The 14,491-nt window shown below is 68.2% G+C and carries 14 protein-coding genes and 1 tRNA gene; all 15 read right to left on the bottom strand.

Annotated elements, in window-relative coordinates:
• Nucleotides 1-15: 15 nt before the first annotated feature.
• The 15 genes from nuoH to G9Q37_RS03120 all read right to left on the bottom strand — a co-directional run bounded on the left by nuoH (nucleotide 16) and on the right by G9Q37_RS03120 (nucleotide 14,485).
• The gene (gene nuoH / locus G9Q37_RS03190) at nucleotides 16-1,098 is read right to left on the bottom strand and encodes an NADH-quinone oxidoreductase subunit NuoH (protein ID WP_166224460.1); all 1,083 of its coding nucleotides are present in this window, start codon (nucleotides 1,096-1,098) and stop codon (nucleotides 16-18) included.
• A complete protein-coding gene (nuoG, locus tag G9Q37_RS03185) occupies nucleotides 1,095-3,224 on the bottom strand; it encodes an NADH-quinone oxidoreductase subunit NuoG (RefSeq protein WP_166224457.1) in 2,130 nt (709 codons plus the stop codon). The genes nuoH and nuoG overlap by 4 nt, the downstream gene beginning before the upstream one ends.
• A gap of 22 nt (nucleotides 3,225-3,246) precedes the next feature.
• Nucleotides 3,247-4,605, bottom strand: coding sequence for an NADH-quinone oxidoreductase subunit NuoF (gene nuoF, locus G9Q37_RS03180; RefSeq protein ID WP_166224454.1), 1,359 nt, complete (start codon nucleotides 4,603-4,605; stop codon nucleotides 3,247-3,249).
• A complete protein-coding gene (gene nuoE / locus G9Q37_RS03175; protein WP_166224451.1) occupies nucleotides 4,605-5,123 on the bottom strand; it encodes an NADH-quinone oxidoreductase subunit NuoE in 519 nt (172 codons plus the stop codon). The genes nuoF and nuoE overlap by 1 nt, the downstream gene beginning before the upstream one ends.
• A complete protein-coding gene (locus G9Q37_RS03170) occupies nucleotides 5,120-6,373 on the bottom strand; it encodes an NADH-quinone oxidoreductase subunit D (RefSeq protein WP_166224448.1) in 1,254 nt (417 codons plus the stop codon). Before G9Q37_RS03170 ends, nuoE begins: the two co-directional genes overlap by 4 nt.
• Before the next feature lie 19 nt (nucleotides 6,374-6,392).
• Nucleotides 6,393-7,016, bottom strand: a complete 624-nt coding sequence (locus G9Q37_RS03165) for an NADH-quinone oxidoreductase subunit C (RefSeq protein ID WP_166224445.1) — start codon at nucleotides 7,014-7,016, stop codon at nucleotides 6,393-6,395.
• A gap of 28 nt (nucleotides 7,017-7,044) precedes the next feature.
• Complete coding sequence (locus tag G9Q37_RS03160; protein ID WP_009520160.1) at nucleotides 7,045-7,524, bottom strand: NuoB/complex I 20 kDa subunit family protein; 480 nt, start codon at nucleotides 7,522-7,524, stop codon at nucleotides 7,045-7,047.
• A gap of 36 nt (nucleotides 7,525-7,560) precedes the next feature.
• Nucleotides 7,561-7,920 (bottom strand): NADH-quinone oxidoreductase subunit A, encoded by a 360-nt coding sequence (locus G9Q37_RS03155; RefSeq protein WP_166224442.1) that lies wholly within the window; start codon nucleotides 7,918-7,920, stop codon nucleotides 7,561-7,563.
• A gap of 50 nt (nucleotides 7,921-7,970) precedes the next feature.
• Nucleotides 7,971-8,055, bottom strand: a tRNA-Leu gene (locus G9Q37_RS03150).
• Nucleotides 8,056-8,180: 125 nt separating this feature from the next.
• Nucleotides 8,181-8,588, bottom strand: coding sequence for a preprotein translocase subunit SecG (secG, locus tag G9Q37_RS03145; RefSeq protein ID WP_166224439.1), 408 nt, complete (start codon nucleotides 8,586-8,588; stop codon nucleotides 8,181-8,183).
• Between the two features lie 58 nt (nucleotides 8,589-8,646).
• On the bottom strand, nucleotides 8,647-9,387 hold the full coding sequence (tpiA, locus tag G9Q37_RS03140; protein ID WP_166224436.1) for a triose-phosphate isomerase: 741 nt from the start codon (nucleotides 9,385-9,387) through the stop codon (nucleotides 8,647-8,649).
• Nucleotides 9,388-9,478: 91 nt separating this feature from the next.
• Nucleotides 9,479-10,468, bottom strand: a complete 990-nt coding sequence (locus tag G9Q37_RS03135; RefSeq protein ID WP_166230906.1) for an NAD(P)H-quinone oxidoreductase — start codon at nucleotides 10,466-10,468, stop codon at nucleotides 9,479-9,481.
• 22 nt (nucleotides 10,469-10,490) lie between these two features.
• On the bottom strand, nucleotides 10,491-12,656 hold the full coding sequence (gene pnp, locus G9Q37_RS03130) for a polyribonucleotide nucleotidyltransferase (protein ID WP_166224433.1): 2,166 nt from the start codon (nucleotides 12,654-12,656) through the stop codon (nucleotides 10,491-10,493).
• Nucleotides 12,657-12,903: 247 nt separating this feature from the next.
• Nucleotides 12,904-13,170, bottom strand: coding sequence for a 30S ribosomal protein S15 (rpsO, locus tag G9Q37_RS03125; protein WP_166224430.1), 267 nt, complete (start codon nucleotides 13,168-13,170; stop codon nucleotides 12,904-12,906).
• A 133-nt stretch (nucleotides 13,171-13,303) separates the two neighbouring features.
• Nucleotides 13,304-14,485 carry a pyridoxal phosphate-dependent aminotransferase gene (locus G9Q37_RS03120; protein WP_166224427.1) on the bottom strand — a complete coding sequence of 394 codons (1,182 nt, stop codon included), beginning with the start codon at nucleotides 14,483-14,485 and terminating at the stop codon, nucleotides 13,304-13,306.
• Nucleotides 14,486-14,491: the final 6 nt, after the last annotated feature.

Below are 14,491 nucleotides of genomic sequence, written 5' to 3'. Positions count from 1 at the left end.
TTGGTTCCCCTGTCCTCAGTGCCAGATGTTCCAGGGCGACTTCATGAGCGCACCCACGAGCAGCAGCCACACCAGCGTGACGGGAATGAAGATCTTCCAGCCCAGACGCATGATCTGGTCGTAGCGGAAGCGCGGGAAGGTGGCGCGGATCCAGATGAACAGCGAGACCACGAAGAAGGTCTTGATGCCGAGCCAGATCCAGCCCGGGATCCAGTTGAAGAGGTCGCTGTCGAGCGGGGGCAGCCAGCCGCCGAGGAACATCAGCACGGCCAGGATGGACACCAGCCACATGCTCGCGTACTCGGCGAGGAAGAAGATGGCGAAGCCCATGCCCGAGTACTCGACCATGTGACCGGCCACGATCTCGGCCTCGCCTTCGACCACGTCGAAGGGGTGGCGGTTGGTTTCGGCCACGCCCGAGATCAGGTAGACGATGAAGATGGGCAGCAGCGGCAGCCAGTTCCACGACAGGAAGTTCAGGCCCATGCCAGCGCCCGTGCCGCGGTTCTGCGAGGCCACGATCTCGGCCAGGTTCAGGCTGCCTGCGGTCATCACGACCACCAGGAAGCAGAAGCCGATCGCGATCTCGTAGCTCACCATCTGCGCCGAGGCGCGCAGCGCGCCCAGGAAAGCGTACTTCGAGTTCGAGGCCCAGCCCGCGATGATCACGCCGTAGACCTCGATCGAGGTGATGGCCAGGATGACCAGCAGGCCCGCGTTGACGTTGGCGAGCACGGCCTCGGGACCGAAGGGAATCGCCACCCAGGCGGCCAGCGCCGGCATGATGGCCATGATGGGACCGAGGCGGAACAGGCCATTGGCGGCCGCGCTCGGGCGGATCAGTTCCTTGGTGAGCAGCTTGAGCGCGTCGGCGATGGGCTGCAGCAGGCCGAAGGGGCCCACGCGGTTGGGGCCGTGGCGCACCTGCATCCAGCCGAGCAGCTTGCGCTCCCACAGCGTGAGGTAGGCCACCGCGCCCATGAGCGGCGCAAGCACGGCCACGATCTTGATCAGGGCCCAGAGAACGGGCCAGGCGGCGCCTGTCCACCAGGGCGCGTTGATCAGGCCCAGGCCACCGTTGTACATGGCGTCGATCACGCTGCGGCTCCTTCTTCGGCACGCGCCCGACGGGCATCGGCCGTGAGCTGCAGCGCGGGCGCGCGGCGCACGAGCGCGTCGAGCTGGTAGATGCTGGCCACGACCGGTTCGGTCTGCGCGGGCGTGGTGTCGATGGTGGCCTGGCTGCGGTTGTCCAGGCGCGCGGCGGGCACCAGGGCGCCCTGCTCCACGCCCGGCAGCGCCTTGGCGAGCACGGCCTGCGAAGAATCGGCATCGAAGCCGGGCAGGCGCATGAGGTTGCCCAGCACGCGCAGCACCTTCCAGCCCGGTCGGGTGTCGCCCAGCGGGCGCACCACGGCGTGGAAGCTCTGCAGACGGCCTTCGGCGTTGACGAAGCTGCCCGAGGTTTCGGTGAAGGGCGCGATCGGCAGCAGCACGTCGCTCACCTCGAGGTTGGTCTTGAACGGGCTCAGCGTGACGACCATCTCGGCCTTCTGCAGGCCGTCGAGGCCCAGCGCGGTATCTTGCGCTTCGACGTTGAGCAGCAGCGCGCCCTTGACGGCGCCACCGAGCATCTGCGCGGCGTTGAGGCCACCCTGACCGGGCAGCGCGCCCGCGAGTTGCGCGCCCACGGTGTTGGCGGCCTCGCCGAGGTAGCCCACCGAGGCACCGGTGTGTTCGGCGATGAAGTTCGCGAGCGCGAGCAGGCTGGAAGCCTTCTCGTGGTGTGCGGCGGCGTTGCCCAGCAGCACCGCCTTGCGCTCGCCGCCCAGCAGCGAGGCCGCGATGGCGCGGTGCGTGTCGTTCACCTCGGCGGCCACGGGCGCGCTCACGCCCTTCTCGGCGGCCACGGAGGCGGCGATGCCGGCCAGCGCGCCCACCCATTGGCGGCTGTCGGCCAGCAGGGTGTGGCGGCGCTTGATGGCCCAGTCGGCTTCGGCGGCGATCAGTGCGCTCAGTTGCGCGCCATGGCGCACGGCCTGGCGCAGGCGCTGTGCGAACAGGGGGTGGTCCTTGCGCAGGTTGGAGCCGACCACGAGCACACGCTGCAGCGTGGACAGTTCGGCAATGGGCAGGCCCAGCCAGCGCGCGCTGTGGGCGGGCGCGGCGTTGCCGAAGTCGGCCGCGCGCAGCCGGCTGTCGATGTTGGCACTGCCCAGCCCGCGCACCAGCGCGCCAGCCAGGGCCAGTTCCTCGAGCGTGCTGTGCGGGCTGGCCAGCAGGCCGATGGCGTTCGCGCCGTGCTCGGCCTGGATCTGGCGCAGGCCTTCGCCCACGTACTCGAGCGCGGTCTGCCAGTCGACGGTCTTCCATTCACCACCCTGCTTGAGCATGGGCTGGGTGAGGCGGTCGGGGCCGTTGAGCGCTTCGTACGAGAAGCGGTCGCGGTCGGCGATCCAGCATTCGTTGACCGCTTCGTTCTCGAGCGGCACCACGCGCATGACCTGGTGGTTCTTGACCTGCACCACGAGGTTGGCGCCGGTGGAATCGTGCGGGCTCACGCTCTTGCGGCGCGAGAGCTCCCAGGTGCGGGCCTGGTAGCGGAAGGGCTTGCTCGTGAGCGCGCCGACCGGGCAGATGTCGATCATGTTGCCCGAGAGCTCGGAGTCGACCGACTGGCCCACGAAGGTTTCGATCTCGGCGTGCTCGCCGCGGTGGCTCATGCCGAGCTCCATCACGCCGGCGATTTCCTGGCCGAAGCGCACGCAGCGCGTGCAGTGGATGCAGCGGCTCATCTCCTGCATGGAGATCAGCGGGCCCACGTTCTTGTGGAAGACGACGCGCTTTTCTTCCTGGTAGCGCGAGCCCGAACCGCCGTAGCCCACGGCCAGGTCCTGCAGCTGGCATTCGCCGCCCTGGTCGCAGATGGGGCAGTCGAGCGGGTGGTTGATGAGCAGGAACTCCATCACCGACTTCTGGGCCTTGACGGCCTTGTCGCTCTGCGTGCGCACGACCATGCCCTGCGTCACCGGTGTGGCGCAGGCGGGCATGGGCTTGGGCGCCTTCTCCACCTCGACCAGGCACATGCGGCAGTTGGCCGCGATCGAGAGCTTCTTGTGGTAGCAGAAGTGGGGGATGTAGGTGCCCGCCTTCTCGGCCGCATGCATGACCATGCTGCCCGGGGGCACTTCGACCTTCTGGCCGTCGAGTTCGATTTCAACCATGGGGATGTCCGTGTTCCTCGGTTCAGGCCGTGGCCGCGTTGTTGCCCGCGGCTTGCGCGGCGGCGATCTTGGCCTCGAACTCGTGGCGGAAGTGCTTGATCATGGCGCGCACCGGCATGGCCGCCGCGTCGCCGAGCGCGCAGATGGTGCGGCCCATGATGTTCTCGGCCACGTTGTCGAGCAGCACCATGTCTTCGGGCTTGCCGAGGCCGCGGTCGATGCGGTCGACCATGCGCCAGAGCCAGCCCGTGCCTTCGCGGCAGGGCGTGCACTGGCCGCAGCTCTCGTGCATGTAGAAGTACGACAGGCGCTTGAGCGAAGACACCATGTCGCGCGAGTCGTCCATCACGATGACGGCGCCCGAGCCCAGCATGGAGCCGGCCTTGGCGATGGAGTCGTAGTCCATCGTGCATTCCATCATGATGTGCGCGGGCAGCACCGGCGCCGACGAGCCGCCGGGGATCACGGCCTTGAGCTGGCGGCCCTTGCGCACGCCGCCCGCGAGTTCGAGCAGCTTGCTGAACGGGGTGCCGAGCGGGATCTCGAAGTTGCCGGGCATCTCGACGTCGCCGCTGACCGAGAAGATCTTGGTGCCTCCGTTGTTGGGCTTGCCGATCTCGAGGTAGGCCTGGCCGCCGTTGCGGATGATCCAGGGCACGGCCGCGAAGGTCTCGGTGTTGTTGATCGTGGTGGGCTTGCCGTAGAGGCCGAAGCTGGCCGGGAACGGCGGCTTGAAGCGCGGCTGGCCCTTCTTGCCTTCGAGCGATTCGAGCAGCGCGGTTTCCTCGCCACAGATGTAGGCGCCGAAGCCGTGGTGGGCATGCAGCTGGAACGAGAAGCCCGAACCCAGGATGTTGTCGCCCAACAGGCCGGCCGCCCTCGCCTCTTCCAGCGCGGCCTCGAAGCGCTCGTACACCTCGAAGATCTCGCCGTGGATGTAGTTGTAGCCCACGGTGATGCCCATGGCGTACGCCGCGATCGCCATGCCTTCGATGACGATGTGCGGGTTGTACATGAGGATGTCGCGGTCCTTGCAGGTGCCCGGTTCGCCCTCGTCGGAGTTGCACACCAGGTACTTCTGCCCCGGAAACTGGCGCGGCATGAAGCTCCATTTGAGGCCGCTAGGGAAGCCCGCGCCGCCACGGCCGCGCAGGGCCGATTCCTTCACGGTGGCGATCACCTGGTCCTGCGTGAGGCCTTCGCCGCCGTCCTTGCCCAGGATCTTGCGCAGCGCCTGGTAGCCGCCGCGCGCTTCGTAGTCCTTGAGCGACCAGTTCTTGCCGTTCAGATCGGCGTAGATCTGCGGGCTGATGTGGCGGCCATGGAAGCAGGTCTGCACGCCGGTGGCGGCGAACTGGCCAATGATCTGTTCGGCGTTCATCAGGCTTTGCCCTCCGCGGCACGCAGGCCGTCGACCAGCTGGTCGAGCTTGTCGTGGCTCATGAAGCTGCACATGTGGCGGTCGTTGACCAGCATCACGGGTGCGTCGGCACACGCGCCCAGGCACTCGCTCTGCTGCAGCGTGAACAGGCCGTCGGGCGTGGTTTCGCCCATCGCGATGCCCAGCTTGTGCTCGAGGTGGTGCAGCGCCTTCTGGCCATCGCGCAGCTGGCACGGCAGGTTGGTGCAGACGTTGAGCTTGAACTTGCCCACCGGCCGCTGGTTGTACATGTTGTAGAAGGTCGTGACCTCGTGCACCGCGATCGGCTCGACGCCGATGTAGGCGGCCAGCGCGGCCTCGGCCTCGGTGCTCACCCAGCCCTGCTCCTGCTGGATGATGGACAGACAGGCCATCACCGCGGAGATGCGTTGCTCGGGCGGGTACTTGGCCACCTCGCGGTCGAAACGCGCGATGGTGGCGGCAGAGAATTGCACAGGAGCGCTCACAGCGGCATTCATCGGTCGATCTCTCCGAAAACGATGTCCATGGTGCCGATGATGGCGACCGCGTCGGCCAGCATGTGGCCACGCGCCATTTCGTCGAGCGTGGCCAGGTGCGCGAAGCCGGGGGCGCGGATCTTCAGGCGGTAGGGCTTGTTGGCGCCGTCGCTCACGAGGTAGATGCCGAACTCGCCCTTGGGGTGCTCGACGGCGGCATAGGCCTCGCCCTCGGGCACGTGGAAGCCTTCGGTGAAGAGCTTGAAGTGGTGGATCAGCTCTTCCATGTTGGTCTTCATCGCCTCACGGGAAGGCGGCGCGACCTTGTGGTTGTCGGTGATGACCGGGCCCGGGTTGGCGCGCAGCCAGTCCACGCACTGCTTGATGATGCGGTTGGACTGCTTGAGCTCCTCCATGCGCACCAGGTAGCGGTCGTAGGTGTCGCCGGTCTTGCCCACGGGAATGTCGAAATCGAGGCGGTCGTAGACCTCGTAGGGCTGCTTCTTGCGCAGGTCCCAGGCGATGCCGGAGCCGCGCAGCATGGGGCCGGTCATGCCGAGGTTGAGCGCGCGCTCGGGCGGCACCACGCCGATGCCCACGGTGCGCTGCTTCCAGATGCGGTTGTCGGTGAGCAGCGTGTGGTACTCGTCGAGGTAGGTCGGGAAGCGCTGGGTGAAGTCGTCGATGAAGTCGAGCAGCGAACCCCGGCGGTTCTGGTTCATCTCGTCGATCGCGCGCTGGTTGCGCACCTTGCTCGCCTGGTACTGCGGCATGCTGTCGGGCAGGTCGCGGTAGACGCCACCCGGGCGGAAGTAGGCGGCGTGCATGCGCGCGCCCGACACCGCCTCGTACATGTCGAACAGGTCTTCGCGCTCACGGAACGCGTAGATCAGGATGGTGGAGCTGCCGCAGTCGTTGCCGTGCGAGCCCAGCCACATCAGGTGGTTGAGCATGCGGGTGATTTCGCTGAACATCACGCGGATGTACTGCGCGCGGATCGGCACCTCGATGCCGAGCAGCTTCTCGATCGCCAGGCAGTAGGCGTGCTCGTTGCTCATCATGGACACGTAGTCGAGACGGTCCATGTAGGGCAGCGACTGGATGAAGGTCTTGTGCTCGGCGAGCTTTTCGGTCGCGCGGTGCAGCAGGCCGATGTGCGGATCGGCGCGTTGCACGACCTCACCGTCGAGTTCGAGCACCAGGCGCAGCACGCCGTGCGCGGCCGGGTGCTGCGGGCCGAAGTTCAGGGTGTAGTTCTTGATCTCTGCCATGTCGGTGTGCCTCGCGCCTTCAGTGCAGGCCGCCGTAGTTGTCTTCGCGGATCACGCGCGGCGTGATCTCGCGCGGCTCGATCGTCACGGGCTCGTAGATCACGCGCTGGCGCTCGGCGTCGTAGCGCATCTCGACGTGGCCCGAGAGCGGGAAGTCCTTGCGGAAGGGGTGGCCGATGAAGCCGTAGTCGGTGAGGATGCGGCGCAGGTCGGCGTGGCCTTCGAAGACGATGCCGTACAGGTCGAAGGCCTCGCGCTCGTACCAGTTGGCGCTGTTCCAGATGGCCGTGACCGAGGGCAGCACGGGGAAGTCGTCTTCGGGGCAGAACACGCGCACGCGCACGCGCTGGTTCAGACTCACCGACAGCAGGTGCGACACGGCCGCGAAGCGCGCGCCTTCCCAGCGGCCATCGCCGTAGGTGGAGTAGTCGATGCCGCAGAGATCGATCAGTTGCTCGAAGCGCGCCTCGGGCGCGTCGCGCAGCGCGAGCATCACGCCCAGGTAGTCGGCAGCGGCCACGGTGACCGTGACCTCACCGCGGGACAGCTCGACCGAGCGCGCACGCCCGTCGAGCAAGGCCGCGAGACGCTCGCGCAGGTCTTCGGGCGCGATGGCTTGGGAAGGGGTGGCGTGATCGGTCATGGCGTGGGGCCGTCGGCTGTGCGGCGCCTCAGGCGCGCGCGATCGTTTGGGTGCGGCGGATCTTCTGCTGCAGCTGAATGATTCCGTAAAGCAGCGCTTCGGCCGTGGGCGGGCAGCCGGGCACGTAGACGTCGACCGGCACGATGCGGTCGCAGCCGCGCACGACGGAGTAGCTGTAGTGGTAGTAGCCACCGCCATTGGCGCACGAGCCCATGGAGAGCACCCAGCGCGGCTCGGCCATCTGGTCGTAGACCTTGCGCAGGGCGGGCGCCATCTTGTTGCACAGCGTGCCGGCCACGATCATCAGATCAGACTGGCGCGGGCTGGCGCGGAAGACCTCGGAGCCGAAGCGGCCGATGTCGTAGCGCGCGGCCGCGGCATGCATCATCTCGACCGCGCAGCAGGCCAGACCGAAGGTCATGGGCCAGAGCGAGCCGGTCTTGGCCCAGTTCACCACCGCGTCGTAGCTGGTGGTGACGAAACCTTCCTTGAAGACACCTTCAATCATGCGAAGCTCCGGTATGCCCGCGGCGCGGGCACGGGTTCATTCCCAGTCGAGCGCGCCCTTTTTCCACTCGTAGGCGAAGCCCACGGTGAGGATGGCCAGGAACACCACGCCGGCCACGAAACCCGTGAGACCGATGTCGGTGAAGGCCACCGCCCAGGGAATGAGGAAGGCGATCTCGAGATCGAACAGGATGAAGAGGATGGCCACCAGGTAGTAGCGCACATCGAACTTCATGCGGGCGTCTTCGAAGGCCTCGAAGCCGCATTCGTAGGGGGAGTTCTTTTCGGCGTCCGGCAGGTTGGGGCCGAGGATGTACCCAAGCACCTGGGGGATGACGCCTACCGCAATACCCACGAGGATGAACAGAAGCACGGGAAGGTACTGGTCTAGGCTCATCGTGGGTCGGGTTCCATAAGCCGGGCCTGCTGGCCGGGCTTTCAACGATCTGGTGCCGACGGCGAGACTCGAACTCGCACAGCTTTCGCCACTACCCCCTCAAGATAGCGTGTCTACCAATTTCACCACGTCGGCTGGGTCTGCGTTGCCTGGCTCACGAGGGATGGGTGAGCCATCGCGACAACTCATAGAGTTTACCCTGAAACGACCCCTGTTTCAGGAGGGGCGCACCCTTTTTTGAAGCGCGCGCCCTTATCGCATCACTTGGCCGGGATCTGGCCCGCGCCCGTGGGGGCGGGCGCCGGCGCGGGCGCGCTCTGTGCGGGCGCACTGCCCGCGGGCGGCGTGGTGCTGCCCGGAATCTGCTGCACCGGCGTGACGGGCACCGACTCGAGCACGCTGCCCGACGAGGCCGGGGCCTGGCGCAGGTTGCCGAAGTACGCGAGGCCCAGCGTGCACGCGAGGAACACGCCCGCGAGCACGGCCGTGGTGCGCGACAGGAAGTTCGCGCCGCCCGAGGCGCCGAACAGGCTCGCGGAGCCCGCGCCGCCGCCGCCGAACGCGGCACCGGCATCGGCGCCTTTGCCGTGCTGCATGAGGATCAGGCCGATCATGCCCAGGGCCGCGAGGATCTGCACCACGAGCAGAAGGGTCAGCAAAACGTTCATGGAATTCTCCGGGGTTCTCTCAGTCGGGTCGGATCACACGATCGACCCGGGGTTCATCTCATCGGGCCGCGGCCACGATCTGCAGGAAATCGGGCGCCTTGAGCGACGCACCACCGATGAGCCCGCCATCGATGTCGGGCTGCGCCAGCAGGCTCGCGGCATTGGCCGCGTTCATGCTGCCGCCGTAGAGGATGCGCACGCGCTCGGGGTGCGTGGTGGCCGCGGCGAGCTGGGCGCGCAGCACGGCATGCACCTGCTGGGCCTGCTCGGGCGTGGCGGTCTTGCCGGTGCCGATGGCCCACACGGGCTCATAGGCCACGACGATCTCGCTCGTGCAATGGGCCACGGCGTGGATCACGGCCGCGAGCTGGCGCTTGACCACGGCCTCGGTCTGGCCGGCTTCGCGCTCGGCCAGCGTTTCGCCCACGCACACGATGGGCGTGACACCGCCGGCCAGCGCGCGCTGGGCCTTGGCGGCCACGACGGCGTCGGTCTCGCCGTGGTACTGGCGGCGCTCGGAGTGGCCCACGATGGCGTAGCGGCAGCCGAAGTCGTGCAGCATGGCCACCGAGATCTCGCCCGTGTAGGCGCCCTGCTCGTGCGCCGACACGTCTTGCGAACCCCAGGCGATCGGGCTGCCGTTGAGCAGCGACTGCAGTTGCGCAAGGTAAGGCGCGGGCGCGCACACGGCCACTTCGGCCGCGGGCGTGCCGATCTGCGCGAGCAGCGCGCGCAGCAGCGCTTCGTTGGCGGCCAGGCCGCCGTTCATCTTCCAGTTGCCGGCAATCAGTTTTTTCATGCTTGTGCTTGCCGCCGGGCCGCCCCAAGGGAGGCACGCGCCCCCTCGGGGGGCAGCGACGACACGAAGTGCGGAGCGTGGGGGTTCATGTTCAGGACCAGCGCAACACCAGCTTGCCGATGTGGCGATTCGATTCCATGAGGGCATGCGACTCGGCGGCCTGCGCCGGTGCAAACACCTGGTGGATCACGGGCTTGATGGCGCCCGACGCGAGCAGCGGCCAGACGTGCTCGCGCAACGAACGCGCGATCGCGGCCTTGAAGGCCACGGGGCGCGGACGCAGCGTGGAGCCCGTGACCGTGAGGCGGCGGCGCAGCACCAGGCCGGCATTGATCTCGGCCTTGATGCCGCCCTGCACCGCGATGATCACGAGCCGGCCGTCTTCGGCCAGGCAGTCGATCTCGCGCGCGACATAGGCGCCGGCCACCATGTCGAGGATCACGTCGACCCCGCGGCCGCCCGTGATGTCGGCCACCGCGGCCACGAAGTCCTGCGTGCGGTAGTTGATGGCGTGGTCGGCGCCGAGCGCCTTGCAGGCCGCGCACTTCTCGTCGCTGCCCGCGGTGGCGATCACCACGGCGCCGCGCGCCTTGGCCATCTGGATCGCGGTGACGCCGATGCCGCTGGTGCCGCCCTGCACGAGCAGGGTTTCACCGGCCTGCAGGCGGCCGCGATCGAAGACGTTGCTCCAGACCGTGAAGAAGGTTTCGGGCAGCGCGGCCGCGGCCACGTCGTCCAGGCCCTCGGGCACGGGCAGGCACTGGCCCACGGGCGCCACGCACCACTGCGCGTAGCCGCCACCGGCCACGAGCGCGCACACGCGATCGCCGATCTTCAGGCCGGCCTCGGCCAGCGCCGCGGCATCGCCCGACTCGATCACGCCGGCCACTTCGAGGCCGGGGATGTCGGACGCGCCGGGCGGCACGGGGTAGTTGCCGGTGCGCTGCAGCACGTCGGGGCGGTTCACGCCCGACGCGGTGACGCGGATCAGCAGCTCGCCCGCGCCCGCCACGGGGCGCTCGCGTTCGGCCAGGCGCAGCACCTCGGGTGCACCGAAGGCGCTGATCTCGACGACCTGCATGCTCGGCATGGCTGCGCCCGCCTTACTGCTGTTGCTGCTGCTGTTGCTGGGCAGCGGCCTCGGCGCTCGCGCGATCGCCGCGCTCGCCGCCGCCGTTGCGCTCGAGCAGCGCCTTCATGGACAGCTTGATGCGGCCCTTCTCGTCGGTCTCGAGCACCTTGACCTTCACGATCTGGCCTTCCTGCAGGTAGTCGGTGACCTTCTCGACGCGCTCGTGCGCGATCTGGCTGATGTGCAGCAGGCCGTCCTTGCCGGGCAGCAGGTTCACCAGGGCGCCGAAGTCGAGGATCTTGGTGACCGGGCCTTCGTAGACCTTGCCCACTTCCACCTCGGCCGTGATCTCGGCGATGCGGCGCTTGGCCTCTTCGGCCTTGGCGCTGTCGTTGGACGCGATGGTGATGGTGCCGTCTTCGCCGATGTCGATCTGCGTGCCGGTTTCTTCGGTCAGCGCGCGGATGGTGGCGCCGCCCTTGCCGATCACGTCGCGGATCTTCTCGGGGTTGATCTTCATGGTGTAGAGGCGCGGCGCGAAATCGCTGATCTCGGTCTTGGCCTCGCCCATGGCTTCCTGCATCTTGCCGAGGATATGCATGCGCGCTTCTTTGGCCTGGGCCAGCGCGACCTGCATGATTTCCTTGGTGATGCCCTGGATCTTGATGTCCATCTGCAGGGCGGTGATGCCGTTGGTGGTGCCGGCCACCTTGAAGTCCATGTCGCCGAGGTGGTCCTCGTCACCGAGGATGTCGGTCAGCACGGCGAAGCGGTTGCCGTCCTTGATCAGGCCCATGGCGATGCCGGCCACGTGCGCCTTCATCGGCACACCGGCGTCCATCAGCGCGAGGCAGCCGCCGCACACCGAGGCCATCGACGAGGAGCCGTTCGACTCGGTGATCTCGGAGACCACGCGGATGGTGTAGGGGAACTCTTCCTTGCTCGGCAGGCAGGCCACCAGGGCGCGCTTGGCGAGGCGGCCGTGGCCGATCTCGCGGCGCTTGGGGCTGCCCACGCGGCCGGTTTCGCCGGTGGCGAAGGGCGGCATGTTGTAGTGCAGCATGAAGCGGTCTTCGAACTCGCCGGCCAGCGCGTCGATCTTCTGCGCATCGCGGTCGGTGCCGAGCGTGGAGACCACCAGGGCCTGGGTTTCACCGCGGGTGAACAGCGCCGAGCCGTGGGTGCGGGGCAGCACGCCGGTGCGGATCTCGATGCCGCGCACGGTGCGCGTGTCGCGGCCGTCGATGCGGGGCTCGCCGGCCAGGATCTGGCCGCGCACGATGCGCGCTTCGATGTCGAACAGCAGGCCTTCGACCTTCACGCTGTCGAACTCGATGCCGGCTTCCTTGAGGCCGCTCATGACGGCGGCATAGGCCTCGCGGCAGGCCTGGGTGCGGGCCTGCTTGTTGCGGATCTGGTAGGCCGCGCGCAGCGCGCCTTCGCCGAGTTCGCTCACCTTGGCGATCAGCGCTTCGTCGCGCGCCGGGGCTTCCCACTGCCACTCGGGCTTGCCGGCGTCGCGCACCAGCTCGTTGATGGCGTTGATCGCGATGTTGCCCTGCTCGTGGCCGAACACCACGGCGCCCAGCATGATCTCTTCGGAGAGCTGCTCGGCTTCGGACTCGACCATCAGCACGGCGACCTGCGTGCCGGCGACCACCAGGTCCATCTGCGAATTCTGGCGCTCGGTCTGGCCCGGGTTGAGCACGTACTGGCCGTTGATGTAGCCCACGCGGGCGGCGCCGATCGGGCCGTTGAACGGGATGCCCGAGACGGACAACGCGGCCGAGGTCGCGATCATGGCGGCGATGTCGGCGTCGACCTCGGGGTTGAGCGACAGCGTGTGGATCACCACCTGCACTTCGTTGAAGAAGCCTTCGGGGAACAGCGGGCGGATCGGGCGGTCGATCAGGCGGCTGGTGAGCGTCTCGAGTTCGCTCGGACGGCCTTCGCGCTTGAAGAAGCTGCCGGGGATCTTGCCGGCGGCGTAGGTTTTCTCGATGTAGTCGACGGTCAGCGGGAAGAAGTCCTGGCCGGCCTTGGCTTCCTTGCGGGCCACGACGGTGGCCAGCACCACGGTGCCGTCCATGTCGAGCAGCACGGCGCCGGTGGACTGGCGGGCGATCTCGCCGGTTTCCATGGTGACCGTGTGCTGGCCCCACTGGAAGGTCTTGGTGACTTTGTTGAACATGCTCATGGGTTCATCTCCTGTGCGCCGCCCATTCCTGCGGACGGCATGGCGTGCAGCGGACTGCACCTTCCCGGAGAACGCACCCAGAACACGATGCCATTCCAGAGCGGCTGCGCGGGGGCGCAACGGCGTTGGAATGACACAGCTTCGGACGGTGTGTGAACTCCGGACTCAAGAAGCCGGTGTGCAGAACGCAAAAAGCCCGAGCCAGCGAACCAACTCAGGCTTTCCGTGTGGGCACACCCGGCTCAAATTACTTGCGCAGGCCCAGTTTCTGGATCAGGGCCAGGTAGCGGTCGGCATCCTTGGCCTTGAGGTAGTCGAGCAGCTTGCGGCGGCGGCTCACCATGCGCAGCAGACCGCGACGGCCGTGGTGGTCCTTGGCGTGGGTCTTGAAGTGGGGGGTGAGCTCGTTGATACGAGCGGTCAGCAGAGCGACCTGGACTTCGGGGCTGCCGGTGTCGGCGGCGGCGCGGGCGTTGGCGGCAATCACCTCGGCCTTGGCTTGTTGGCTGATCATGTGGAGTACTTCCTGTTGACGTGCGTCCCGCTGCAGCACGAGCCTCGATGGCCGGGCCGCGGCGGGCGTGAAATGCCATTCCGACCGGAACGGCAACCGCGCATTCTAGCCGAAACCGTGCGCAAGGCGCTTTTTATCCCAGGCCGGCGCCGTCCAGCCAGCCACGCAGCCGCTGCACACCGGCTTGCAGGCGCGCGGTGTCGCGGCTGGCGAAGCACCAGCGCAGCCAGCCCGTGGCCTCGGGCGCGAAGGCGCTGCCCGGCGCCAGGCCCAGGCCGGCCTCGCGCACCAGGCGCTTGGCCACGTCCAGGCAGTCGGCCTGGCCGGGCAGGCGGAAGAAGGCGTACATGCCGCCGCGCGGCGTGGCCAGTGCCAGGCCGGGCACGGCCTGCAGCAGCGGCACCAGGGTGTCGCGGCAGTGGCGCAGGTGGGCCACCAGCGCCGGGGTCACGGCGTCGCCGTGGGCGATGGCGGCCACCGCGCCGCGCTGCACGAACACCGGTGCGCACGAGGTGTTGAACTCGATGAGCTTGCCCACGGGCTCGGTGAGCGCGGGCGGCAGCACCAGCCAGCCCAGGCGCCAGCCGGTCATGAGGAAGCTCTTGGAGAAGCTGTGCGCCACGATCAGGCGGTCGTCGGGCTCGGCCACGTCGAGGAAGCTGGGCGCGGCGCCGTTGGCGGTGTCGTCGCCGTAGTACAGGCGCTCGTAGACCTCGTCGGCCACGATCCAGGTGCCGGTGGCGCGGCAGTGCGCGAGGATGGCGCGCTGCTCGTCGGCCGTGAGCGTGAAGCCCGTGGGGTTGGCGGGCGCGTTCACGATCAGCAGCCGCGTGGCCGGCGTAACCGCCGCGCGCAGCGCATCGAGGTCCAGCGTCCAGGCGCCGGCCTGCGGGCGCAGCGACACGGTCTTCACGCGCGCGCCCAGGATCGCGGGCTGCGCCGCGAGGTTGGGCCAGGCCGGCGTGAGCACGGCCACCTCGTCGCCCGCGTCCACCAGGGTCTGGGCCGCGAGCATGAGGCCGTTGACCCCGCCCGAGGTGACGGCGGTGCGCCCGAACCAGTGCGCCGCGCCGCGGCCGGGGTGCAGGCGGTCGGTGTAGCCCGCGATGGCCTCGCGCAGCTCGGGCAGGCCGAGGTTGTGGGCGTAGAAGGTTTCGCCAGCCTGCAGCGACGCGATGGCGGCCGCGCGGATGGGCTCGGGCGTGACCTCGTCGCTCTCGCCGAACCAGAAAGCCAGCACGCCCTCGCGCCCCAGGCCTTCGTTGGCCACTTCCCGAATGCGCGAGCCCTGCAGGCCCGCCACCACATCACGCATCGCGAT

This window comes from Hydrogenophaga crocea (assembly GCF_011388215.1).
GTDB classification, from domain to species: domain Bacteria; phylum Pseudomonadota; class Gammaproteobacteria; order Burkholderiales; family Burkholderiaceae_C; genus Hydrogenophaga; species Hydrogenophaga crocea.
Note: the sequence above shows the minus strand (reverse complement) of the source record. Positions and strands in the feature narration are given on the sequence as shown.

Excerpts from the sequence above, each read along its gene's own strand:
- nuoG (WP_166224457.1), bottom strand. The coding sequence starts at position 3,224 with ATGGTTGAAATCGAACTCGACGGCCAGAAGGTCGAAGTGCCCCCGGGC.
- nuoF (WP_166224454.1), bottom strand. The coding sequence starts at position 4,605 with ATGAACGCCGAACAGATCATTGGCCAGTTCGCCGCCACCGGCGTGCAG.
- nuoE (WP_166224451.1), bottom strand. The coding sequence starts at position 5,123 with ATGAATGCCGCTGTGAGCGCTCCTGTGCAATTCTCTGCCGCCACCATC.
- G9Q37_RS03170 (WP_166224448.1), bottom strand. The coding sequence starts at position 6,373 with ATGGCAGAGATCAAGAACTACACCCTGAACTTCGGCCCGCAGCACCCG.
- G9Q37_RS03165 (WP_166224445.1), bottom strand. The coding sequence starts at position 7,016 with ATGACCGATCACGCCACCCCTTCCCAAGCCATCGCGCCCGAAGACCTG.
- G9Q37_RS03160 (WP_009520160.1), bottom strand. The coding sequence starts at position 7,524 with ATGATTGAAGGTGTCTTCAAGGAAGGTTTCGTCACCACCAGCTACGAC.
- G9Q37_RS03155 (WP_166224442.1), bottom strand. The coding sequence starts at position 7,920 with ATGAGCCTAGACCAGTACCTTCCCGTGCTTCTGTTCATCCTCGTGGGT.
- secG (WP_166224439.1), bottom strand. The coding sequence starts at position 8,588 with ATGAACGTTTTGCTGACCCTTCTGCTCGTGGTGCAGATCCTCGCGGCC.
- tpiA (WP_166224436.1), bottom strand. The coding sequence starts at position 9,387 with ATGAAAAAACTGATTGCCGGCAACTGGAAGATGAACGGCGGCCTGGCC.
- G9Q37_RS03135 (WP_166230906.1), bottom strand. The coding sequence starts at position 10,468 with ATGCAGGTCGTCGAGATCAGCGCCTTCGGTGCACCCGAGGTGCTGCGC.
- pnp (WP_166224433.1), bottom strand. The coding sequence starts at position 12,656 with ATGAGCATGTTCAACAAAGTCACCAAGACCTTCCAGTGGGGCCAGCAC.
- rpsO (WP_166224430.1), bottom strand. The coding sequence starts at position 13,170 with ATGATCAGCCAACAAGCCAAGGCCGAGGTGATTGCCGCCAACGCCCGC.
- G9Q37_RS03120 (WP_166224427.1), bottom strand. The coding sequence starts at position 14,485 with ATGCGTGATGTGGTGGCGGGCCTGCAGGGCTCGCGCATTCGGGAAGTG.